At 54.2% G+C, this 22,089-nt stretch carries 16 protein-coding genes; 9 read left to right on the forward strand and 7 right to left on the reverse strand.

The genetic code is table 11. The features are described from left to right. The first annotated feature begins 42 nt into the window (after positions 1-42). The gene (locus ACAW75_RS00930; RefSeq protein WP_370726781.1) at positions 43-1,725 is read left to right on the forward strand and encodes an FAD-dependent oxidoreductase; all 1,683 of its coding nucleotides are present in this window, start codon (positions 43-45) and stop codon (positions 1,723-1,725) included. 87 nt (positions 1,726-1,812) lie between these two features. After that, positions 1,813-2,832, forward strand: coding sequence for a hypothetical protein (locus ACAW75_RS00935; RefSeq protein ID WP_370726782.1), 1,020 nt, complete (start codon positions 1,813-1,815; stop codon positions 2,830-2,832). Positions 2,833-2,945: 113 nt separating this feature from the next. Here ACAW75_RS00935 and ACAW75_RS00940 read toward each other — a convergent pair whose 3' ends face one another. After that, a complete protein-coding gene (locus ACAW75_RS00940; RefSeq protein ID WP_370726783.1) occupies positions 2,946-3,347 on the reverse strand; it encodes a GlcG/HbpS family heme-binding protein in 402 nt (133 codons plus the stop codon). A 135-nt stretch (positions 3,348-3,482) separates the two neighbouring features. On the opposite strand from ACAW75_RS00940, the gene ACAW75_RS00945 reads away from it, so the two are divergent. Then, positions 3,483-4,718 carry an NADH-quinone oxidoreductase subunit D gene (locus ACAW75_RS00945; protein ID WP_370726784.1) on the forward strand — a complete coding sequence of 412 codons (1,236 nt, stop codon included), beginning with the start codon at positions 3,483-3,485 and terminating at the stop codon, positions 4,716-4,718. An 18-nt stretch (positions 4,719-4,736) separates the two neighbouring features. Here the strand turns inward: ACAW75_RS00945 and ACAW75_RS00950 are convergent, their stop codons facing one another. After that, positions 4,737-6,197 (reverse strand): ATP-binding protein, encoded by a 1,461-nt coding sequence (locus ACAW75_RS00950; protein WP_370726785.1) that lies wholly within the window; start codon positions 6,195-6,197, stop codon positions 4,737-4,739. A 435-nt stretch (positions 6,198-6,632) separates the two neighbouring features. Here ACAW75_RS00950 and ACAW75_RS00955 point away from each other — a divergent pair, with 435 nt between their 5' ends. The 5 genes from ACAW75_RS00955 to ACAW75_RS00975 all read left to right on the forward strand — a co-directional run bounded on the left by ACAW75_RS00955 (position 6,633) and on the right by ACAW75_RS00975 (position 15,204). Then, positions 6,633-8,519 (forward strand): 3-keto-disaccharide hydrolase, encoded by a 1,887-nt coding sequence (locus tag ACAW75_RS00955; protein WP_370726786.1) that lies wholly within the window; start codon positions 6,633-6,635, stop codon positions 8,517-8,519. Positions 8,520-8,572: 53 nt separating this feature from the next. Beyond that, positions 8,573-10,753 carry a plastocyanin/azurin family copper-binding protein gene (locus ACAW75_RS00960; RefSeq protein WP_370726787.1) on the forward strand — a complete coding sequence of 727 codons (2,181 nt, stop codon included), beginning with the start codon at positions 8,573-8,575 and terminating at the stop codon, positions 10,751-10,753. A gap of 120 nt (positions 10,754-10,873) precedes the next feature. Continuing rightward, a complete protein-coding gene (locus ACAW75_RS00965) occupies positions 10,874-13,003 on the forward strand; it encodes a S9 family peptidase (protein WP_370726788.1) in 2,130 nt (709 codons plus the stop codon). A gap of 67 nt (positions 13,004-13,070) precedes the next feature. Further along, positions 13,071-14,108, forward strand: coding sequence for a DUF3500 domain-containing protein (locus tag ACAW75_RS00970; protein WP_370726789.1), 1,038 nt, complete (start codon positions 13,071-13,073; stop codon positions 14,106-14,108). Between the two features lie 154 nt (positions 14,109-14,262). After that, entirely contained in the window at positions 14,263-15,204 is a 942-nt protein-coding gene (locus ACAW75_RS00975; RefSeq protein ID WP_370726790.1) for a DUF72 domain-containing protein, read from the forward strand. Positions 15,205-15,208: 4 nt separating this feature from the next. Here ACAW75_RS00975 and ACAW75_RS00980 read toward each other — a convergent pair whose 3' ends face one another. Next, on the reverse strand, positions 15,209-15,904 hold the full coding sequence (locus ACAW75_RS00980; protein ID WP_370726791.1) for a DUF1444 domain-containing protein: 696 nt from the start codon (positions 15,902-15,904) through the stop codon (positions 15,209-15,211). Between the two features lie 476 nt (positions 15,905-16,380). Between ACAW75_RS00980 and ACAW75_RS00985 the strand changes: the two genes are divergently transcribed. Beyond that, on the forward strand, positions 16,381-17,259 hold the full coding sequence (locus ACAW75_RS00985) for an OmpA/MotB family protein (protein ID WP_370726792.1): 879 nt from the start codon (positions 16,381-16,383) through the stop codon (positions 17,257-17,259). 79 nt (positions 17,260-17,338) lie between these two features. On the opposite strand, the gene ACAW75_RS00990 is transcribed toward ACAW75_RS00985, so the two are convergent. The 4 genes from ACAW75_RS00990 to asnB all read right to left on the reverse strand — a co-directional run bounded on the left by ACAW75_RS00990 (position 17,339) and on the right by asnB (position 22,081). Next, positions 17,339-18,313, reverse strand: coding sequence for a glycosyltransferase family 2 protein (locus tag ACAW75_RS00990; protein ID WP_370726793.1), 975 nt, complete (start codon positions 18,311-18,313; stop codon positions 17,339-17,341). Continuing rightward, entirely contained in the window at positions 18,313-19,125 is an 813-nt protein-coding gene (locus tag ACAW75_RS00995; RefSeq protein WP_370726794.1) for a hypothetical protein, read from the reverse strand. Before ACAW75_RS00995 ends, ACAW75_RS00990 begins: the two co-directional genes overlap by 1 nt. A gap of 128 nt (positions 19,126-19,253) precedes the next feature. Beyond that, complete coding sequence (locus ACAW75_RS01000; RefSeq protein WP_370726795.1) at positions 19,254-20,192, reverse strand: glycoside hydrolase family protein; 939 nt, start codon at positions 20,190-20,192, stop codon at positions 19,254-19,256. 2 nt (positions 20,193-20,194) lie between these two features. Beyond that, complete coding sequence (gene asnB / locus ACAW75_RS01005) at positions 20,195-22,081, reverse strand: asparagine synthase (glutamine-hydrolyzing) (RefSeq protein WP_370726796.1); 1,887 nt, start codon at positions 22,079-22,081, stop codon at positions 20,195-20,197. Positions 22,082-22,089: the final 8 nt, after the last annotated feature.

The raw sequence follows: 22,089 nt of genomic DNA on the forward strand, positions 1-22,089 counted from the left end.
GCCCGTTTACCACTACCGAAGATGGAGCTTCGGTGCTACACCATGAACCGACGTCGATTCATACAAACCACCACCTTTGGTGTATTCACAGTACCGCCCTTGTTGCAGGGCTGCACGTCGGCGAGCGGTGACGCGGCGGGCACATCGGCCGCCAGCATCGACTGGACTAACGTACCCGGAACGTTGCATGGACCCAATGCCAAAGCAGGGCACTGGCTCCGGCAGGCGTTGACCCCGGCCACCCACATAGAGCCAAAGGAATATGATGTAGTAATCATTGGCGGCGGCATTGCGGGGCTGTCGGCGCGGCGGTGGCTGTGGCGGGAAGGCAGTCGCAATGTGCTGATGATTGAGCTGGAAGCGCAGCCCGGCGGCAATTCCAGCAGCGGCAAAAACGAGGTGTCGGCTTACCCGTGGGGCGCTCATTATTTGCCCGTGCCTGACACAAGCCACAGCGAACTGATCGATTTTCTGCGCGAGACCGGCACTATCACGGGAGTCACGGCAAACGGAACGCCTGTTTACAACGACTATCACCTGTGCCACGACCCTGAAGAACGCCTCTTTCTCGACGGGCGCTGGCAGGATGGCCTGGTCCCAAGCGAAGGCATTCCCGATGCTGACCGCCAGCAGATTGTGCGCTTTTTAGCCCTGATCGAAACGCTGAAAAAAGCAAAAGGAACCGACGGTCGCGACGCCTTCACCATACCGCTCGACCGTTCTTCAGACGACCCTGTTTATCGCCAGCTCGACACGATAACCATGACGGAGTGGCTCGATCAGCGGGGATTCACGTCGACGTACCTGCGCTGGTATGTGGCCTACAGTTGCAAAGACGACTACGGCAGCACACCTGACCAGACATCGGCCTGGGCGGGGCTCCATTATTTTGCCTCTCGCAAAGGAACCGGCGTCGATGGCAGTGGCGCCGCCCTCCATTCGGCGGTATTGACCTGGCCCGAAGGCAACGGATTCCTGATGAATCAGCTTCGTCAACAGGCCGATGCGCCCATTCGCACGCAAGCTGTCGCCTACGCGCTTGACCTGAGCGAGCCCGGCGTCGTTCGTGTTTCCGTCAGCCACGTACCTACGGGCGAACAAACGGTGATCCGGGCCAAGCAAGTATTGCTGGCCATTCCGCAATTTGTGGCAAGCCGGCTACTGGCGAGCGTTGCCCCGAACCGGCCGGTCGACGGCTTTCAGTATGCACCCTGGGTGGTGGTGAACCTGACCGTTGAGGCGCTGCCCCAAACCGCCGGACCAACGCTCTGTTGGGATAATGTGCTTTACGGCACCGAATCGGTGGGGTACGTGTCGGCTAATCACCAGCACCTCACCGACAGCCCACAGCGGGTGCTCACCGTTTACCGCCCACTAACCGGCAACGACCCGGCGCAGGTACGTCGACGGGCCTATGCGACTACCCGGGAAGAATGGCTGACCCAGACACTCACGGAGCTGGAAGTGGCCCATCCGGGCTTATCGGCGTATGTACGCGAAGCCGAAGTCTGGGTGTGGGGGCACGGTATGATTGCGCCTACACCCGGTTTTGTCTGGGGCGAAGCCCGTCAGAAAGCCAGGCAGCCCATTCAGAACCGCATTCATTTCGCGCATAGTGACCTGAGTGGCCTGTCTATTTTTGAAGAAGCCTTTTCGCAGGGAATCCGTGCGGCGAAAGCGATACTGGACGCTGGAGGTGCTGATTTGGATCAAATTGATGGTTAATCACTTTTTTTGTCATCCCGCAACGGCAGACCGCTCCTGCCGTCGGGATAACAAAAACCACAAGCCTTACTATTCCCTACCCCACCAATGCCCTGGATCAAATCACCGGCTTATGACAGTGCGTTTATTCTCGCTCCGCCGTTTGTGGCGCTGGGGGTTGTGGCGTTGTTGCCAGCACAATACGGCCATAGCAGCGCCATGCCCGTAGCGGCCTGGGTGGGGCTGGTCCTGCTTATCGACGTGGCGCATGTGTATAGTACGCTGTTTCGTACCTACGCTGACCCTGCGCGTTTTCAACGGCAGCGGGTGACCTTTCTGCTGGTACCGGTACTCTGTTATGTGCTGGGTACGTTGCTGTATAGTCTCGGGGCCAACTGGTTCTGGCGAGGACTGGCCTATGTGGCTGTCTTCCATTTCATCCGGCAGCAATACGGGTTTCTCAAGCTCTATACTCGCCATACACAAACCACCCGCGTCGATGTGCTGACCATCTACGCCGCCACGCTCTACCCTATTCTGTGGTGGCACCTAACGCCCGGCCGCAACTTCAACTGGTTTGTCGATGATGACTTCTGGCAGCCCGCTTTATCAGCTCACGTAGCCGCAACTATAAAGACAGGGTTGGGTATAGGCTACGTTTTGCTGCTGTTTGGGTACGTTGGCCAGGAAATGAGGCGATATGTACAACAACGCAGCCTGAACGTACCCAAGCAAGCCCTGGTACTCGGAACGGCGCTGTCGTGGTATGCGGGTATTGTCTGGTTCAATGGCGACCTCACGTTCACCCTGCTCAACGTAGTGGCTCACGGCATTCCGTATATGGCCCTGATCTGGGTAAGCAACCGCCCTACCATGCCGACGCCGCTACAGACAAAAGTCTGGGGCGCGCTCCTGTTTGTCAGCTTTCTGGCGCTCCTGGCCTATCTGGAAGAGGGCCTGTGGGATGGCCTCGTCTGGCGTGATCATAGCGGTGTATTTGCCCCTTTTCAGCACCTGCCTACGCTGACAAATTCCGGTTGGCTGGTGCTGGTCGTTCCTTTGCTGGCCCTGCCCCAGCTAACTCATTACGTCCTCGATGGCTTCATCTGGCGGCGCGGTGATCAGTAGTAGGCGTAGTGCCAACGAGGTCAGGTTATCAGATGCGTAGCCCTGTAAGGCCGAAACGGTCCGCCGCCGCGGCCTTACAGGGCTATGCATCCAACGAAGCAACGAATAGGGCTTTACTTGATAGCCTCTACCCCTGCCTGAGCAACAGCGTGGTCGTTTTCTACCGTGCTGCCCGACACCCCAATGCCGCCAATTACTTCGCCACTGGCATCTCTGATGGGTATTCCGCCGGGAAATGTAATCAGCCCGCCGTTCGAGTGCTCGATGTTATACAGGGAACCACCCGGTTGCGAGGCCTGCCCCAGGTCACCCGTGTTCATATCGAAGAAGCGGGCCGTCTTCGCTTTTTTGATCGAAATGTCGACTGAGCCTAACCAGGCACCATCCTGACGCACAAACGCGACCAGATTGGCCCCCGCATCAACAACGGCAATATTCATTTTTAAACCTAGTTCGGTCGATTTGGCTTTGGCAGCGGCGATCAATTCTTCGGCTTGTGCTAATGTGATTCCCATGATACATATTAAGTTGACTGTATATAAGCTATTCCGAAACGGCTTTGTTATCGTTTACTGAGGTAACGCTCCGCTTCTATTTCCCGCTGGTACCCGAACATATTCCCACGAAATGGCTGTTACTTTTGCAACGCCATGATCACAGAACAGCCGCTCGAGTCCCGCATTCAGTACGAGTACAGCCCCGGACATTTTCGGGCGTCGGAGCCGAACGTGTATGAGCAGGAGCAACTCGCTGAGGGCGAGATGATTCTGAACATGGGTCCGCAACATCCCAGTACCCACGGCGTGTTGCGGCTTGAGATCGTGACCAGCGGCGAGATCGTGCAGGACGTAATACCGCACCTCGGCTACCTGCATCGCTGTTTCGACGCCCACACGCAGAATTTGCCGTTCAATCAGAGCATCCCGTTCGTTGACCGGCTCGACTACCTGGCGGCCATGAACGGCGAGCACATCTGGGCCATGGCCGTTGAACGGATGCTGGGCATTGAAAACGACCTGCCGAAACGGACCGAATACATCCGCGTGCTGGTAGCCGAACTGAACCGCATTGCGTCGCACTTTGTGGCAATCGGTACCTATGGCCTCGATATCGGCGCCTTCACGCCGTTTCTCTGGCTCATGCGCGACCGCGAGCACATTCAACGGATGCTCGAATGGGTCACCGGCGCCCGGATGCTCTACAACTACATCTGGATTGGCGGGCTGTTCTACGACCTGCCGGTTGGTTTCGAAGTCCGTTGCCGCGAATTTGTCACGTACCTGAAACCTAAACTGGTCGAGTTGCAGCAGGTACTGATCGATAACGAGATTTTCAGAAAACGGACTGGTAACGTGGGTGTTCTGCCCCTGGCGGTAGCCATCGACTATGGTTGTACGGGCCCGGTCTTACGTGGTTCGGGGCTTCGTTATGATCTGCGCCGGGTCGATGCGTACTCGGTCTATCCAGAGCTGGACTTCGATATTCCGATCGGTACCGGGCAGGCCGGAGCCGTGGGCGATTGCTGGGACCGGAATTATGTGCGCGTTCAGGAATGCTGGGAGTCTGTGCGCATCATTGAACAATGCCTTGACCGACTAACGGCCGACTATAAACGCACCCCCGATTATAACCCGCAGGCGATGGTTCCCAAAAAGATTCGGCCCAAAGCGGGTGATTATTATTTCCGGGGCGAAAGCGCAAAGGGTGAACTGGGTTTCTTTTTCCGCACCGATGGGCGATCCGATATTCCGGTGCGTTCGCATTGCCGGTCGTGCTCATTCCACAACCTGTCGGTTATTGCCGAGATTAGCCGGGGCGGCATGCTGGCCGATCTGGTGGCCGTTATCGGGTCGCTCGATCTGGTCATGGGCGAAGTGGACCGGTAACGCTTCACGAGCTGGCGATTACACTTTTACCTTGTCGCTCAGTGATGGCGTTGCCTTGGGCTCTTCTATATCCAGCGGAATAGTGACCACAATACGCGTTCCCTGGCCAGGTTGAGAAAGCAGCCGGAACACACCGTCCATCAGGCGGGCGCGCTGGCGCATGTTGTGTAAGCCCTGCCCATTCACTACGGCGTCGCCCTGCGACGGGCCAACGCCCCGGCCATTATCGCTAACGGCCAGTAGCAACCGGTTCTCCCGAATGCGCAGTTCAATCTCCACATCGGTCGCCTCCGAGTGCTTGATGGCGTTTGTCAGGGCTTCCTGGGCAATTCGGTACAAACCTATTTCGATGCTCTGCTCAAGTCGGGTATCTGCCCCCTGCGACAACACCCGGATAGTCAGCCCCGACTGTTGCACCGATTGCTCGGCCACATAGCGCAGCGCCGGTTCTAACCCAAAATCGCTCAGCACGGGCGGCATCAGGTTGTTCGATACGTGGCGTGTTTCCTGAATGATCTTCACGACGAGCCCTTTCAGACTGGCGTAGGTACGTTGCTCATTCTCGGGAAGAAGCTGCGCCGAACGGATATTTTCCACCAGCAGTTTCAGCCCCGTCAGCATCTGGCCGATCCCATCGTGCAGATCGCGGGAAAGGCGGCGGCGTTCGTCTTCCTGCCCCTGCACCAGCGAGGCCATACGTATGCGCTGTTCGCTCAGTTGCTGCTGATGCCGTAAGCCTGATTCGCGCAGAAGTTGCTGTTGGGTTTGCTGCAATGTCTTGTTGGCTTCCAGCAGCGCTTCATTAGCGGTTTCTGCTTGCTGCCTCGCCGTTATCAACTGCGTAAAATTAGCTCTGAGCGTTTGTACCACAGGGTTGAAAATCAGCAGGGCCTCAAGAAATAAGACCAACAGGGTCACCACCATCAATATGCGCTCGATACGCTGCAACGCCTCAATTTTTTGTTGCGCCTCAAACTGATATTGCCTGACAATCTGATCCATCTGACTCAGAAACTGACGTTCATGGGCCAGAATCGCATCGACGGCCTGCCTTTTCTCGGCCGCGGATAAGCCGGACTTTTCGAGCAGGTAGTGTGTTTCTGTTCGGATCGTTTCAAAGTGAGGCCTGATCTGCAGAAACATGGCCCGAATAGTATCGCTATTCGTGTGCTGCGCGTGTAGATCAGCCAGTTTGCCTGTCCGGAGCTGTATGTGGTATCGCTCCCAGGTAGCGAGCAGCCGGGCTAATTCGGCGGTAATCTGTTTTGTATCAACGAATGAAGCTGCCGTAGTCAACAGCAGTACATCTTTTACGATAGCCTGGCTTTGAAATCGCTGCCGACCGGCAAAATTGACCAGCCATGAATCATTCTCCTGCCCGCTTAATTGCCGTTGCACCAATATCTGCCCCCAGATAGTGAGACCTGCCACCAATGACAGCGCTAATAAATACCGGTACGTAAGCGAACGAATAGGCATTGGCATCTGCTTAATTTACAAGCTAATATATGGATTCCTGTTGGCTCTTCGTTCGTAGGGAAGCAAAAAACTGGCTTACGGTAAATACCGCTAATCAACAGTTTATGAGTTCCTTGCATCTTTTTAAACGACGAGTACAATTACTGACTCATCACACATTGGTCTGACAAACAGGCAGCAGTCACAAAATAGCCTGCCACAACTACATAGTATACCATCTTTTGACCTACTTCTGCTTTATACTTACCATACGTTGTTCCCAGCCTAAATCAATGTTTTCCGTAGCCATCAGTAGTCTTTTCAAATGCCTGCATTCATCCCGGCGGCGATCATCACCTGTGGTTTGAGGCCGCACATCCCGCAGGGAGCCTTGATAAACCGCAGTATTACGCCGATTTAATCAGTAAGAAATCACCGTCTATTTTTTTAGTGTCTATGCACTACCGTTTTCTCTTTTTACTTAGCAGTCTACTGCCTTTGTCGTCCAGCACATCGGCGCAGCAGACAACAATTCCCTATCAGCAGGTTGATCTGCAAAATCTGGCCGCGTTCAGGGCAACAGGTACCAACTGGAAAGTGGTAGGCGATGTGCTCTACGACCCGAATACAGCTGGTAAGGGCAGCACCAAGGCCGGTACCGGCATGCTTGTCAATACCCTCTCGGCCAAACCCAACGAACACCTGCTCACCGCCATGGAGCACGGTGACCTGCAACTGGAGCTGGACTTCATGATGGAGAAAGGCGCCAACTCCGGCCTCTATTTACAGGGCCGTTATGAAGTCCAGTTGTTCGATAGCTGGGGCGTGAAAAACACCCGTACCGTCGATTGTGGCGCTATTTACGAACGCTGGGACGAAAGCCGCCCCGAAGGCCGCAAAGGCTATGAAGGGCACCCGCCCGCCCAGAACGTCAGCAAAGCACCCGGCTTGTGGCAACACGTCTCGATCACGTTCCGCGCCCCACGCTTCAATAGTACTGGCCAGAAGATCGCCAATGCACGTTTTCTGAAGGTAATCCAGAATGGCGTTACGGTGCAGGAAAATGTGGAAGTGACCGGCCCAACCCGAGCCGCCGCCTTCACCGACGAAAAACCAACCGGCCCACTCATGATTCAGGGCGATCACGGTGCCGTGGCGATCCGTAACATCCGCTATAAGGCTTACGGTATTGAACCGGTAACGCTGACGAACATGAAACTGAGCGCCTACGAAGGTCGGTTCAAGTCAGTAGACGATATGACCGCTATGACGCCTAAACGCGAGATGAACCTCGACGTGCTGGCGCACCTGGCCCCCGGCAGCCGCGATAAGTTTGGCGGCATCATCACCGGCACCATTCATATCCCTCGTACCGGTCAGTACCTGATCGATCTCAACCTGGCCTGGATTCCGGCGGAGACAAACCCTACCAATCCGAATGGCGAAGGGCAACTGACTATTGCCAACAAGCCGGTGTTTACCATTAGTGGGCGCAACGGCGGATCGGCCTCGACTATGGTCATGCTCGAGGCGGGCGATCATCCGCTCAAACTGGCGTACTATAAAAACTTTGGCCTGTGGTATGCCCGCTCCAACGACATCACGCTCTCACTCGAAGGTCCCGGTGTGCAGTACACTACGCTTAACCCGGTCATTGTAGCGCAGGACCCTGTTGGTGAAATTTCGGTGCTGGCCAAAAGTGAACCCGTGATGCAGCGCGGTTTTGTGAATTATAAAGGGGCTAAACGTACCCACACCATTTCGGTGGGTGAGCCGGGTGAGGCCAACTACAGCTTCGACTTAAGTAAAGGTGAATTCCTGCAAATCTGGCGGGGCGATTTCCTCGAAACAACACCTATGTGGTATGGCCGTGGCGAAACGCAGCTGTCGGTGCCGCTCGGTAGCGTCATCGACATGGCCGGCAAACCGTCTGTCACGTTCCTGGCCGATGCCAACGCCGCCTGGCCCGATTCCAATTCGGTATACACCAATCAGGGGTATGATCTTGATAAAGATGGTCGGCCGGTATTTAAGTACACGCTGGGTACGGCAAGCGTTCGCGAGTCGTTTGCCGCACAGGATGAAGGTCGTCGGCTGGCGCATTCGTTCACCGTTGGTCTGGGGCAGGAAAAAGGCCAGCTCTGGTGCCGCGCTGCCGAAGGGAGCACCATTACCCAACTGCCCAATGGCCTCTACGCCATCAACGACAAGCAGTATTTCATTGAGTTGCCAGCGAATGAGAAACCAGTGGTTCGCACCACGCCACAACGTACCCAGGAACTGCTGATTCCCATCAAAGCAACCGGCGCCACGGGCACCGCCTCCTATTCAATTATTTGGTAAACCTTTTTTGGCATCCCGACCGGGACGACAAAAAATGACGCAAACAAGCACCAATGAAACTCATTCAAATAAATCTATACCAACTGGCTCAACGGACGCTCGTAGTGGCGGCACTCATCGGTGCCTGCCAGCTGCCGGCAAAGGCCCAGATTCAATCGAAAGACGGCAAGCCGGTTAGTTCGAGCAGTAAACAACCCGCTCCGGCTCCGAACGGATTGGCTAAACCGGAAGTTGACCCTGAGCGGGAAGATGATTTTTATAAGATCATTTCATTACCCGTTCCCGAAGATGTCGTGCTGGAGGTGGGTGGCATGGCTACGTTGCCCGACGGCAACCTGGCCGTTTGTACGCGCCGTGGCGAAGTCTGGATTGTATCTAATCCGTATATCAGCGGCGGTCAACGACCCACCTACAAGCGCTTTGCCCACGGCTTGCACGAACCGCTGGGCCTTGCTTACAAAGACGGTGATATCTATGTGACCCAACGCAGCGAGGTAACCCGCCTGCGCGATACCGACCAGGATGGCCGCGCCGATTCGTACGATAAAATGTATTCATGGCCACTGTCGGGCAACTATCACGAATATTCGTATGGCCCTACGTTTCTGCCCAACGGCAATATGCTGGTGACGCTCAACGTAGGCTGGAGCAACAGCCTTGGCCACGGTATCAGTCTGGTTCCCTGGCGAGGCTGGACGCTCGAGATCACGCCCGAGGGTAAAATGAAGCCATTTGCGGCAGGTATGCGATCGCCGGCTGGGTACGTTATGAACGAGGCTGGTGATTTCTTCTACAGCGAAAACCAGGGCGACTGGGTCGGGTCGGGTCGTATCTCGCAGGTCGAACGGGGCGACTTCATGGGTAACGCCGAAAGCCTTCGCTGGACTGGCCTGCCCGACTCGCCGCTACAAATCAAGCCGCAGGACGTACCCAACACCGGCGAGCCTCTCTACGACGTTTCGAAGCGCTTCACCGACCTGAAAGCCCCGGCCGTTTGGTTGCCCCACGGCATTCTTGGCATCTCTACGTCAGGCATGCTTCCCGACAATACAAAGGGCGGGTTTGGCCCGTTTGCCGGTCAGCTGTTCGTGGGCGATCAGGGACAGAGTATTCTGTCGCGTGTTGATCTGGAGAAGGTGAAAGGCGAGTACCAGGGCGTTGTTTTCCCGTTCCGGGAAGGGTTTTCGTCAGGCGTTTTCCGGCTCGTCTGGGGCCACGATGCCTCGATGTTCGTAGGCATGACCAGCCGCGGCTGGTCCTCGACGGGTAAAGAGCTGTTCAGCCTGCAACGGCTTGTCTGGACCGGGCGCACACCCTTTGAAATGAAGACGATCCACGCCATGCCCGACGGATTCGAGATCGAATTCACGACCCCCGTTGACCCGGCGCTGGCGGCCGATCCGGCGTCCTATAAAGTCACGGGCTTCAACTACAAATACCACGCTACCTATGGCAGTCCGGTCATCAATCGCGGCGGATGCCCGATCAAAGGCATTGCGGTGTCTACAGATGGGTTGACAGCACGGCTGGTGGTCGACAGTCTGCGCCTGGGCTATATCCACGAGATCACGGCGGCGGGCGTACGGTCGGCCAATGGGCGCACGCTGCTGCATAACGTAGGGTATTATACGCTGAACAACATGCCTGACGGCGAAAAATTAGCCGTGGCCAGCCTCGCGCCCGCGCCTGTGCACGACCATTCGATGATGGCCTCGACCGCCAGCACGCCGCCCATGCCTGCCACGAAATCGACGGGTAAAAAAACGGCGGCCAAAGCAACGACGACCAAACCGGCTGGCAAAACAATGGGGGCTGCTTCCGCCAAACGCGTGACCGAGATGCCTGCTTCCTGGGCCGGTGATGCCGATTACACCATCAACATGGGTACCAAGCCGGGCCTCAAATTCGCTCCCGCGCAATTCCAGGTGAAAGCGGGTAGCAAAGTGCGGGTCGTCTTCAATAACGAAGACGATATGCTGCATAATTTCGTCGTGGTCACGCCTGGTTCCGCCATCCAGGTGGGTGAGCTGGCAATGAAACTGGGGCTGGAAGGGCAGGAGAAAAACTACATCCCACAGACCGACAAGGTGCTGCACCATACCAACCTGTTGCAGCCAAATACCAACGAATCAATCTATTTCATTGCCCCAACCAAACCCGGCGACTACACCTACGAATGTTCAGTTCCCGGTCACTTCTACGTCATGCAAGGCATCATGAAAGTAGTGCCGTAAGGAGCATACCCAACTACCGCTTAAAAAACGGCACTCCTTCACGATGTGAGCGGGTGCCGTTTTTCGTCAGTTCGCTATCCGACTCACAGGGAACCGGCAAGGCTACTTTCATCGTCTTTCATGAACAAACACACTACAGCACTTTTTGCAGCATTGACGCTGTACAGCATGGCGCACGCACAGACACTCCCGAAGCCCCCCGTGGCTCCGCTGAAACCAAAGGAAATCGTTTCTCCCGGTGGTACCCGCACCGATAATTATTACTGGCTTAACGACCGCGAAGACAAAGCCGTTATCAGCTATCTCACGGCCGAAAACGCCTACACTGAGTCTGTCCTGGCTCCGCAGAAAGCGCTCGAAGAAACGCTCTTCAGCGAGATGAAGGGCCGTATCAAGCAACAGGACCAGTCAGTTCCGTATAAAGATGGCGCGTATTACTACCAGACCAACTTTATACAGGGCGGCGAATACCCGATTTACGTTCGCAAGAAAGGCGCCCTAACTGCTCCCGAAGAGTTACTGTTCGATTGCAACGCAATGGCCAACGGGCATTCGTACTATAATCTTGGTGGTTATGAGGTCTCCGACAACGACGAGCTGGCCATTTATTGCGAAGATACCGTCAGCCGCCGCCTGTATACGCTGCGGGTAAAGAACCTGAAAACGGGGCAGGTGTATCCCGAAGTGATCCCGAACGTGGAAGCGGGCGATTTTGCCTGGGCAACCGACAACAAAACGTTTTTCTATGTAAAGAAAGACGTGCAGACATTGCTGGGCTACCAAGTGTACCGACACGTATTGGGTACTGACCCCAAGGCCGACGTGCTGGTATACGAAGAGAAAGACAACCAGTTTTATATGGGGCTCTACCGGATGAAGTCGAAAAAGTACGTAGCCATTGTCAGCGACCATAACGGCGTTACGACCGAATACCGGCTGCTGGATGCCAGCAAGCCAACAGGTACGTTCAGCGTCTTTTATCCCCGGGAGCGCGGCCACGAGTACGACCTTCAGCACATTGGCAACAAGTTCTACGTGCGGACGAATTACAAAGCGCAGAACTTCCGCCTCATGGAAGCCGCCGACAACCTCACCACCACGACCAACCGCGCCGCCTGGAACGAAGTGATTCCGAACCGGGCCGACGTATTCCTGCAAAACATGGACGTGTTCACCAATCACCTGGTGTTGGGCGAGCGAAAAGACGGACTGGCCAAGCTGCGGGTGATCAACCAAAAAAACAGGGCCGACGAGTATCTTCAATTCGATGATCCGGCTTACGTAGCAGGTATCGGCAACAACCCTGATTTCAATACCAACATACTCCGGTTCGGCTACTCATCAATGACCACCCCCTCGTCGACCTTCGACTACAACATGGATACGAAGGAAAAGACGTTGATGAAAGAGCAGCCCGTTCTCGGTGGCTTCGACAAGAAAAACTACGTTTCAGAGCGCGTCTTCGTAACCGTTCGTGATGGTGTGCAGGTGCCCGTATCGATCGCCTACCGGAAAGGTACTCCCAAAGATGGTACCTCGCCGGTGCTGCAGTATGCCTACGGGTCGTACGGCAGCAACACCGAACCAGAATTTAGCGCCAACCGACTCAGCCTGCTGGACCGGGGCTTTATCTACGCTATCGCCCATATTCGTGGTGGTCAGGAAATGGGTCGGGCCTGGTATGATGACGGCAAGCTGCTGAAAAAGAAAAACACCTTCAACGATTTCGTCGACGTCTCGAAATGGCTGATTGCCAATAACTATTCGGCCCCCGACAAGCTGTTTGCGCTGGGCGGTAGTGCCGGTGGTCTGCTGATGGGCGCGGTCATCAATCAGGCTCCCGAGCTGTACCGGGGCGTGGTGGCGGCTGTTCCGTTCGTGGATGTGGTCACGACCATGCTGGACGAACGTATTCCGCTGACGACCGGTGAATTTGACGAGTGGGGCAATCCGAAGAAAAAGGAATATTACGACTACATGCTATCGTATTCACCCTACGATCAGGTGTCGAAACAGGCCTATCCGAACCTGTTGGTAACCACGGGCCTGCATGATTCGCAGGTACAGTACTGGGAACCCGCCAAATGGGTAGCCAAACTGCGCACCATGAAGACTGATAACAACGTACTGCTGCTGCACACCAACATGGAAGCAGGCCACGGCGGCGCCTCAGGCCGATTCAACGCCCTGAAAGAAGTAGCGATGGAATACGCCTTCCTGTTGCAACTAGCCGGAAAAGGTGCTCTGTAACGTACCTGGCTGCTCAGTAGAACCACGGTTGACCGGCCCTTCTAGGGCTAGTTAACCGTGTTCTTTTATGAGACATTTCCTCGTTGTCCTTCTGTGTGTATTCATCCTGCCCGCCACAGCGCAGGTGTTGGCCCCGAAACGGGTGAAAGATGAGATGGCCGATGCCGCACAGGCTTTCCTGAAGGCACTATCGCCCGACCAGTTGAAGCAGGCAACGTACCCCTTTGCCGATAACGAACGGGTAAACTGGGACTTTGTCCCCCACGCCCGCAAAGGACTGATGCTGAAACAGATGAACGCCGATCAGCAGAAGCTGGCCTGGGCCCTGTTGAAGACCGGTCTCAGCGACGAAGGCTACAGCAAAGCCACTCAGATTTCGGATCTTGAAAACGTGCTGCGGGTGGTCGAAAAACGGCCGGAGAATGATACCTATCGCGACCCGGAAGGCTATTACGTGACCATTTTTGGTGAAGTAGGCAGCAACGATCCGTGGGGATGGCGGTTTGAAGGGCATCATTTGTCTGCGCAGTTCTCGTCGCTAACGGGCAAGGTACTGTCACTGACGCCTATGTTTATGGGCAGTAACCCCGGCGAAGTGCGGATAGACGTTCCCCAGAAGGGTAAACAGGTATTACGGCAGGAAACCGAGATGGCTTTCCAACTCCTGCACAGCCTGAACGAGAAACAATTGACCCAGGCAACCCTGGCCAAAAAAGCCTTCGGAAACATCATGACGGGCAATAGTCGCCGCGTATCGCTGGAGCGAATGGATGGCCTGCCGTATGCGGATATGACCGCGAGCCAGCGCCGCCAGTTTCTAGACCTGCTTAAACTGTATGTGGACCGTTATCGAATTACGCTGGCCAAACAGCAGATGGACCGTATCGAAAAAGCGGGCCTGGACCAGCTTCGTTTTGCCTGGGCGGGCGATATGACCGAAGGAAACAGCATTGGCTACTACTACCGCATTCACGGACCAATGCTGTTAATTGAATACGACAACACGCAGAACAACGCCAACCACGTACACACCGTTGTTCGCGACCTGACCAACGATTTCGGCGACGACCTCCTCCGCGAGCATTACGAACGCGCGAAACACTGACGCTGCGCTAGCATTAGGTGGCCACTTGCTGTTCGTATTATAGCAACCAATAGATGGCGGCGTAACCTGACGACCACTTAATGACAGCGCAGCCTAAAACAAAGGGCTTGCTTTTCGTATTATAGCAGCAAAGCGGCTTAGCTGCGCCTTCATCATGGACTTTGGACGAATAACCAACCTCGACACCGTTACCTTATCCCTGCCGCCCGGCCATACATTCAATGCCCGGATCTGGACTGACGTGACGCCCTACAACCAACCCAATGTATTTATCGGCGGACCTGTTTGGGCCAATAAAGACTATGTGGGCAAGGTATATCCATCGACCGCCAAAGAGAAAGACTTCCTGCACCATTACGTTCGGCAGTTTAATACCATTGAACTGAACCTGACGCACTACCAGATCCCAACACCTGGCATGATCGACAAGTGGAAGACGGAAGCGGCAGGTGTAGTTGCCGAACGGAAGCACTTAGGCTTACCATTTCTGTATTGCCCCAAATTTCCGCAGGCGATCAGCCACGAACGATTGTTGCAAGGTGCCGAAAACCTGACGGACGAGTTCGTTAACGCCATTTTCGGGCTGGAAGAGTTTCTGGGCATGTCGTTCCTGCAACTGCCGCCTATGTTCGGCCCAGACAAATGGCCTGTTCTGGAACGCTATCTCAGCGACCTGCCCGACGACCTCGATGTAGCTGTGGAGTTTCGCCACCCCGACTGGTTCAAATCAGCCGCTATTTGGGGGCAAACCCTCGAACGGCTACACGGCCTGCACCGGCACACGGTCATCACCGACGTGGCGGGTCGACGCGATGTGTTGCACATGGGCCTAAGCAGCCCGGTGTTAACATTACGTTTCATCGCCAACGAGGGCCATCCAACCGACTATACCCGCACCGACGACTGGGTACAACGCCTTAAAAAATGGTTCGATAAAGGGTTACAAACGGCCTATCTGTTTGTGCATGGCGGGGGCGACAATGATACAGCTCCGGAATTGATTCGCTACTGGGTACGTCAGCTCAATGAGCATTGTGGACTAACTCTTCGCGAGCCCACGCTTCAACCGCAGGTGGTGCAGGGGAGTTTATTTTAAGCGATTACTCCTCCAGAAGTTTCCGCAACCGGTCGGGATAAGACAGATAAGCCTGATTGCCTTCTATGCGCATCGGAAATAGGCTATAGCCGCCCTTGTAATACCAGTAATATTCTTTGTTGACTGTGTATACTTCATCGGCATAAAAGCCATGTACCAGTTCGTGTGAGGCAGCGATGTAGTCGACCACCGTATCGGCCTCGAGTGGGTGCACAAACACTGCCCCCTTGGCCGGAATATTTACAATAGCTCCATACGGGCCAATGGCTTCATCGGCATTACGAGCCAGTTCAATGGCGCAGGCCACAGCGAAATCATTGTGAAACAGCGTGTACAGGGGCAATTCGTCGGCGAGGGCGTGGCTCGACACGTCTGGCTTTTCGCGAGCGACATTATCGAGCGCTACATTGAACAGGTACGTATCCGAAACGTCCCATTCCCTCATCTCACTACGGCGGACATAATGAAGGGCATCGTCGAAATCGATAACCAGAAAGGTATTCGTCTTCGGAAAATCCTGTCGATAAACGCAGTCGTGTATGATATCCTGCGCGAAGCCAACCGGTTTTACCTGCACTTTCAGTAGAGGGGCGGCAAACTCAAAATCCTTGTAGATGTACGTTATGGCGGCACTGTTGATGGGCAGAATCTTTACGTGACCTGCCACCATAGCCTCCCATTCAGCTGGTTCTGTTGCCATACATTTCCGCAACAGATTATCCATATAGAAATGGGTTGGACTTTTTTGGCCGGTAAATTGAACATGAATGACGCCTTCGTCCGTTATCAGGTTAATTGTTCCCTTTAAGCTAAGTTGGTCAACTGTAAGTAGAAGAATCTGGTTATATGCTTCGACAGACAACCAATCAGCCATGTGGGCGGGCAATGGGTATACTGGTGAGGCAACAGGAGCCGTTTCCTTTTTTTTGCGTCTGAATAGTTCGATCATACAGAACAGGAAGATACAACAATAACACGTGTCCGACGCATCAGTGAACCAACAAGTTATCTGGTTCTACAGGAATAACGCTGCACATTCTTACAAAAAATTGTATTTTTGCGGCTTAATATAAGGAGCCTTTAGTCGAACCAACGTTTTGAGTAACAGAAGTGCGGGGTACTACTCTTGAGATCATCGGCGTTTGCCCGATAACTGTTTAATTTTTTCAATTCTTCATGAAAAATGTATTGATTATCTGCGCCGGCCTGACCCTGTTGTCTTCGTGCGCTGCCAGCAAAAAGCAAAAAGCGGAACTGGCTAACCTACAGTCAGCTCACGAAAAAACGTTGGCTGACCTGAACAACTGCGATAAACGGACTACCGAATTGCAGTCGACAATCAAGAGCAAAGATGCTGAGTTGGCAAGCAAAGTCACCCAACTATCTGACTTACAAAGCCAGGTTGATTACTTGAAGAAAACAAACACCAATCTGCTCGACCGCATGTCTGACCTGTCGGTAGTGAGCAAACAAGGTGCCGAAAGTATTAAGAAATCGCTCGAAACGCTGAACGAGCAAACAAAATACGTGAACAACATCAATAACCAGATTCGCAGCAAAGACTCGCTGAACCTGGCGCTGGTGATGAACCTGAAGCGTTCACTGGCCGATATTAACGATCAGGACGTGCAGGTAGAAGTGAAGAAAGGTGTTGTGTATGTGTCTATTTCAGATAAGCTGCTGTTCAACTCGGGTAAGTTCGACGTTAATCCGCAGGCCGAAGCCGTTCTGGAGAAAGTAGCTAAAGTGGTAAACGACCATAACGAGCTCGACATTCTGGTTGAAGGCCACACCGACGCCGTACCATTTGTATCGGGTGTTCTGCGCGATAACTGGGATCTGAGCGTACTGCGTGCCACTGCCGTTTCACGGGTACTGCAAACCAAATTCGGTGTAGCCCCAACCCGCCTCACAGCCGGTGGCCGTGGTGAGTACTCTCCCAAAGATGATAATGCAACGCCTGAAGGCCGGAAATCGAACCGCCGTACAGAAATCATTCTGACGCCCAAGCTCGACCAGTTCTTCAATCTGCTGTCAAGCGGCCAAGGCAAATAAAGAGCCAACAGCAACGTACCTACAAAGAAGCCCCCGACCTTGACTGGTCGGGGGCTTCTTTGTAGGTACGTTGCTGCGCTCAGTTTGTTCGCAGAAATTGCCCTAGCCAGATGGCCAACGCACTGTACAGGCGCATGACAGGCGCAGGCACAATGTATTTCTGGATTATCTGTTTGCGTTCGTCGTCGGCGGGCTGGGCCAGCCGAAGGTATTTGGCCGCTAGTAGATTCCGGGGATAATACCGATCCCGGTATTGATGGCTGTCGAGCATCCAGCGGTAATAACGGGCGATGTTTCGCTTCAGCTTGTCATCGTATTTACCATCCAGTTCGCGGCCAATTGCCTCATACATAGCGATGCGGTTCCGCAGGAAATTGGCATCGTCATACTTATCCGTGAAGCTGGTGCCTCCCCGGTTCTTTCGGTACACCGACATTACATCGGGCAGGTAGCCGATTTTCCCCTGCTTGGCTTTCAAAATAAGCCGTGGAATATCACCGCTTACCGATTCCATAAACCAGGCCGGATACTCGCGGATGCTGTTGCGGTACACAGTACTCGAGGTAGCCATGAACCAGATTTCCTCTTCGCCAATCAAATCATCGATGGTGAAAAAAGGCTTCGTATCGGGTTCATTCAGGACATGCTCCGGCGTACCGTCTTCGTAGGTGATCACAGCATTGTGAAAGACCATCGAGTAATCGGGGCGCGCATCCAGGAAATCAGCCTGCTTTTGTAGCTTGTGTACGTCTGTCCAGTAATCATCACCGTCCATCAGCGCATAATACGCCCCTTCGGCCAGTTTCAGGGTCTCCAGAAAGTTGATGCCGCCATTTTTACCCATGTTGCGTGGGTGCAACACGCCCTTGACAAGGCCCGGATGCAGCCGTTCGTATTCCTGAATGATTTCCCGCGTGCCGTCAGTGGAGAAATCGTCGCCCACCAATATCTCGATGGGAAACGATGTCTGCTGAGCAAGCGCGCTGTCTATCGCCTGACGGATAAACCGATGCTGATTGTACGTGATAATCAGTACAGAAACTTTTACTTTCATTAAACGGCTACTTCTTTCGCCTGCGCAATTTGTGTACTCCAACCCTGAGGCTCTTCATTGTCGGCAGGCGTGGCCCAGGGATCATAAAATGGCAAAATACTCACCCAACGGCCAGCGGGGTTATCCCAGCTGAAGCGATCGGCAAAACTCGACGGGCTCACCCAGTGGGGCAGGTCATAGCGGAACAGGATCATATCACCCATATCCTGATACCCTTCCGTTTCTACGACGTGGTTATTGATGACGTACCCGGTACCGCCCGAATGATAATCATTGCCGTACTGGTTCAGCGCCAGAATCATGCCTACTTTCTGTGGGTTCAGCGGATGCCAGTGGCGCCCGAAGAAGCTGCCCCCCAGCGGATAGTGCGTTACCTGCGGGTGAAAATAGGGCTGGCCTTTCCGAATACCATATTGCTCGTTGTTCCCAGTCAGGCTATTCCAGAATTCGCGAACGGGGTCGAATACGTTCAGGAGCGTCTGACGGAATTCATCGTCCAGCTCCAGGATGGCATCGAACGTATGGTCATGGAACAGCTGCGGCGCCTGCTGGATTTTGGCAATGTGCAGCCGTTGTTTATGCTGGTTGTTATCAAAGCTATCAGGGGCCTGCGCCATAGGTGTTTTGGCCGCCCAGGCACGGGTACCATCAATGACGCTACGCAGCGTCTCGGGCGAGAATCCCGTTTTGATGATAACGATATTGGGCTCATTCACCAGCCGCATTACCTCTTCGTAAGGAATTTCGGGGACGATTTTCCCGTCTTTTATGTCGGCGTTAACTTTGATGATGTACTTAGCTACCTCCTGCATAGTGAGTTGTGATGTTGTGAGACAAGTTTAGCTGCCAGCTTCACTAAAAACCAGCGTTCAACGGGTTTCTTAGCCAGTGGAGACGCACAAACTTAGCGTATCTACGCTGATGAACGTCCTGATTATACTCAATGTTCAGGCTGATTCAGCGCATAACCAAAGCCGGAGGCGCCAAAGCCATTGCCATTATACAGCATGACCCAGTTGCCCTGATGCGCGAAGATATGGCAGTAGTCCATCATCAGTGAATCCCACCCGTCAGCCGATCGTTCTATGCCTGCCTGCTCGTCGGTGCGTGTCCAGTTGATGCCATCCGTCGATTCGGCGCAGCCAATCCGGTAGCTCCGCTGCACGTCGGTCCGGTAGTTGGTCGCGCTGCGGTACGAGAAATACATCCGGTACAGGTCACCGTCGCGGAATACCGTTGGACGGCCAATGGCATCGGTAAATTCGTCGTACCCAACGCAGACCTGCCCTGTGCGATTCCAATGCATCCCGTCCGTCGATTCGGCGTATTTCACGTCGTAGAACGGCTCAGGATGCCCGTCGATTACTTCGATTTTTGTGCACGACAGGTACCACATCCGCCAGAGGTCGTCGCGCTCACGGATCACGCAGGGCTGCGCTACCCAGACCTGATCAAAGATGTACCGATCCAGCAGGGGGCCCGTAAATTTCCGCTCGAACGTCAGGCCGCCATCCCGACTAATGGCCAGGCCGATACCCAGCCGGTATGAAGCCGTTTCGCTTTTGTTCCAGCCCGTATAGTACAGCCAGATCTCGTCGCCCACCTGCAAAAACCAGGAGGGCATGGCTCCACTTTCGTCGAACGTACCTACATCCCCTTTGGTCAGACAAGGCTTATCATGAACGTATAGTACCGTCGACAGGTCATCGGGGTCGAGTTCAACAAACGACGTGGCCGATTGAACCGCAGCGTCGCGGGTGGAGAAGTAAACCCGAAGCCGATCTTCCATCGGAAACCCGAAGGGAACCTGGGCGTGCGTCTGGCTAAATGGAAACGCCCCGGAGGGTTTGAAAACAAGGCCTTTTTTCTGCCAATTCATACTCAATGATAATGTCTGTACCACTGCTGAAAGACCATCAGCGTCCACAGCAGTTTACGGTGGTTTTGTTTACCGGAATAATGTTCCTGTTGAATCTGCCGAACGTACCCGGCGTTGAATAAGCCGTGCTGCTTCAGCGATTCGTCAGACAGCAGATCGTCGCACAGAGGCCGAAGTTCATTGCGTAACCACTGCGAGAGCGGAATACCAAACCCCTTCTTAGGCCGATCAATGATGTCGTCGGGAATTTTGTTGCGCATCAAGGTCTTCAGGATGTATTTGCCTGTCAACCCTTTTCGCTTGAATGATTCGGGCAGGCTATTCGCGAAATCAACGATGCGGTAATCGAGGAACGGGGCGCGTACTTCGAGCGAATTATACATGCTGGCCCGATCTACTTTCACCAGAATATCGTCGAGCAGGTACGTCATGTAATAGATATACGATGTCTGGTCGAACGCATCGGTGTTGGCAGGCAACTCGGCCAAATGTGCATCGATCAGCCCCAGTCCGGTTTGATCGGTCAGCTGAGCCTGCACATCAGCACTAAGCAGAAGCCGTTTCTGGGCAGGCGAAAAACTGCCCAGCCAGAGCGTGTGCGTGTAAGCCGGTTTCTCCTGAAACCCTTTCAAAAACTGCTTGGCTTTAAAATCCAGGCTGATGTTGTTGTCACTTACCGGCAACAACTCAGCTGCCCGGTTGGCCAGCGAGTGCACCAGGCGCGGCATCCGGCCATATACGCCCCGAACATAATCGGAGGCGAAGGTTGGGTAGCCCGCCAGCAGTTCATCGCTCCCGTCGCCGCCCAGCGCCACCGTTACCCGTTCGCGGGTGAATTGCGAGAGCAGGTACGTTGGAATGATGGAGGCATCGGCAAAAGGCTCATCCAGCTTGGCCGTAATATCGGGCAGTAAGTTGAGCGAGTCCTGAGCGGTCAGTACTTTTTCGTAGTGGTCGGTACCCAGGTGTCTGGCTACCGTACGGGCATAATCGGCCTCATCGTACGATTTTTCCTGGAACCCGATCGAGAACGTTTTGATCTTGCTTTCGCTGTTCTTCTGGGCATAGTAAGCCACCGCCGAACTGTCGAGCCCACCGCTCAGGAACACGCCTAGCGGCACATCGGCGACCAGCCGGGAAGCGGTTGCATCGTTCAGTAACGCATCGAACTGGCTCAGCGCCGCGTTGAACGAGATAGGCTGATGATTGAACTGGATCGTCCAGAAGGGGCGGTTAACCGTAATTTTCCCTTCCTCAAACAGCAGATAATGGCCAGGCTCCAGCTTCTGAATATCCCGGTAAATGCTGTAGGGTGTAGGTACGTATTCAAACGTCAGGTAAGCGTTCAGCGCATCGGGACTGATGGCTTTGCTCACGAGCGGGTGCTGTAGCAGTGCCTTGGGTTCTGAGCCGTAGATGAGTGTATCGCCAATGACACTGTAATGCAGTGGTTTTTTCCCCATCCGGTCACGGGCCAGCAGCGTTTGACCCGTTCTAAAATCATAGATGGCAAACGCAAACATCCCGTTGATCTTATCGAACAGCTTGACGCCATGCTCCTGGTAGAGATACAGGAGCACTTCGGTATCCGACGTGGTGCGGAAGTGGTATTTACCCAGCGCCTGTAGTTCTTCTTTCAGCGCGACGTAATTGTATATTTCGCCGTTGAAGACCATGCCAATTTGCTGATCTTCGGTGTAAAACGGCTGGTTGGCGCCCGAACTCAGGTCGATGATACTCAGACGGGCATGGCCTAGCCCAACCAGAGCGTTTCGGCCGGGTTTTACGTCGCCGCCCTGGAAATCGGGCCCCCGATGCTTCAGTTGCCGGATCATCCGCAACAGATCATCGTCGCTCCCCCGTCCTGTAAACCCTGCTAATCCACACATAATCAGTA

Source organism: Fibrella arboris (assembly GCF_041321095.1).
In the GTDB taxonomy this organism is placed as follows: domain Bacteria; phylum Bacteroidota; class Bacteroidia; order Cytophagales; family Spirosomataceae; genus Fibrella; species Fibrella arboris.

Bases quoted from the DNA above. Each gene is read 5' to 3' on its own strand.
- ACAW75_RS00930 (WP_370726781.1), top strand. From the start codon at position 43: ATGAACCGACGTCGATTCATACAAACCACCACCTTTGGTGTATTCACA.
- ACAW75_RS00935 (WP_370726782.1), top strand. From the start codon at position 1,813: ATGCCCTGGATCAAATCACCGGCTTATGACAGTGCGTTTATTCTCGCT.
- ACAW75_RS00940 (WP_370726783.1), bottom strand. From the start codon at position 3,347: ATGGGAATCACATTAGCACAAGCCGAAGAATTGATCGCCGCTGCCAAA.
- ACAW75_RS00945 (WP_370726784.1), top strand. From the start codon at position 3,483: ATGATCACAGAACAGCCGCTCGAGTCCCGCATTCAGTACGAGTACAGC.
- ACAW75_RS00950 (WP_370726785.1), bottom strand. From the start codon at position 6,197: ATGCCTATTCGTTCGCTTACGTACCGGTATTTATTAGCGCTGTCATTG.
- ACAW75_RS00955 (WP_370726786.1), top strand. From the start codon at position 6,633: ATGCACTACCGTTTTCTCTTTTTACTTAGCAGTCTACTGCCTTTGTCG.
- ACAW75_RS00960 (WP_370726787.1), top strand. From the start codon at position 8,573: ATGAAACTCATTCAAATAAATCTATACCAACTGGCTCAACGGACGCTC.
- ACAW75_RS00965 (WP_370726788.1), top strand. From the start codon at position 10,874: ATGAACAAACACACTACAGCACTTTTTGCAGCATTGACGCTGTACAGC.
- ACAW75_RS00970 (WP_370726789.1), top strand. From the start codon at position 13,071: ATGAGACATTTCCTCGTTGTCCTTCTGTGTGTATTCATCCTGCCCGCC.
- ACAW75_RS00975 (WP_370726790.1), top strand. From the start codon at position 14,263: ATGGACTTTGGACGAATAACCAACCTCGACACCGTTACCTTATCCCTG.
- ACAW75_RS00980 (WP_370726791.1), bottom strand. From the start codon at position 15,904: ATGGCAACAGAACCAGCTGAATGGGAGGCTATGGTGGCAGGTCACGTA.
- ACAW75_RS00985 (WP_370726792.1), top strand. From the start codon at position 16,381: ATGAAAAATGTATTGATTATCTGCGCCGGCCTGACCCTGTTGTCTTCG.
- ACAW75_RS00990 (WP_370726793.1), bottom strand. From the start codon at position 18,313: ATGAAAGTAAAAGTTTCTGTACTGATTATCACGTACAATCAGCATCGG.
- ACAW75_RS00995 (WP_370726794.1), bottom strand. From the start codon at position 19,125: ATGCAGGAGGTAGCTAAGTACATCATCAAAGTTAACGCCGACATAAAA.
- ACAW75_RS01000 (WP_370726795.1), bottom strand. From the start codon at position 20,192: ATGAATTGGCAGAAAAAAGGCCTTGTTTTCAAACCCTCCGGGGCGTTT.
- asnB (WP_370726796.1), bottom strand. From the start codon at position 22,081: ATGTGTGGATTAGCAGGGTTTACAGGACGGGGGAGCGACGATGATCTG.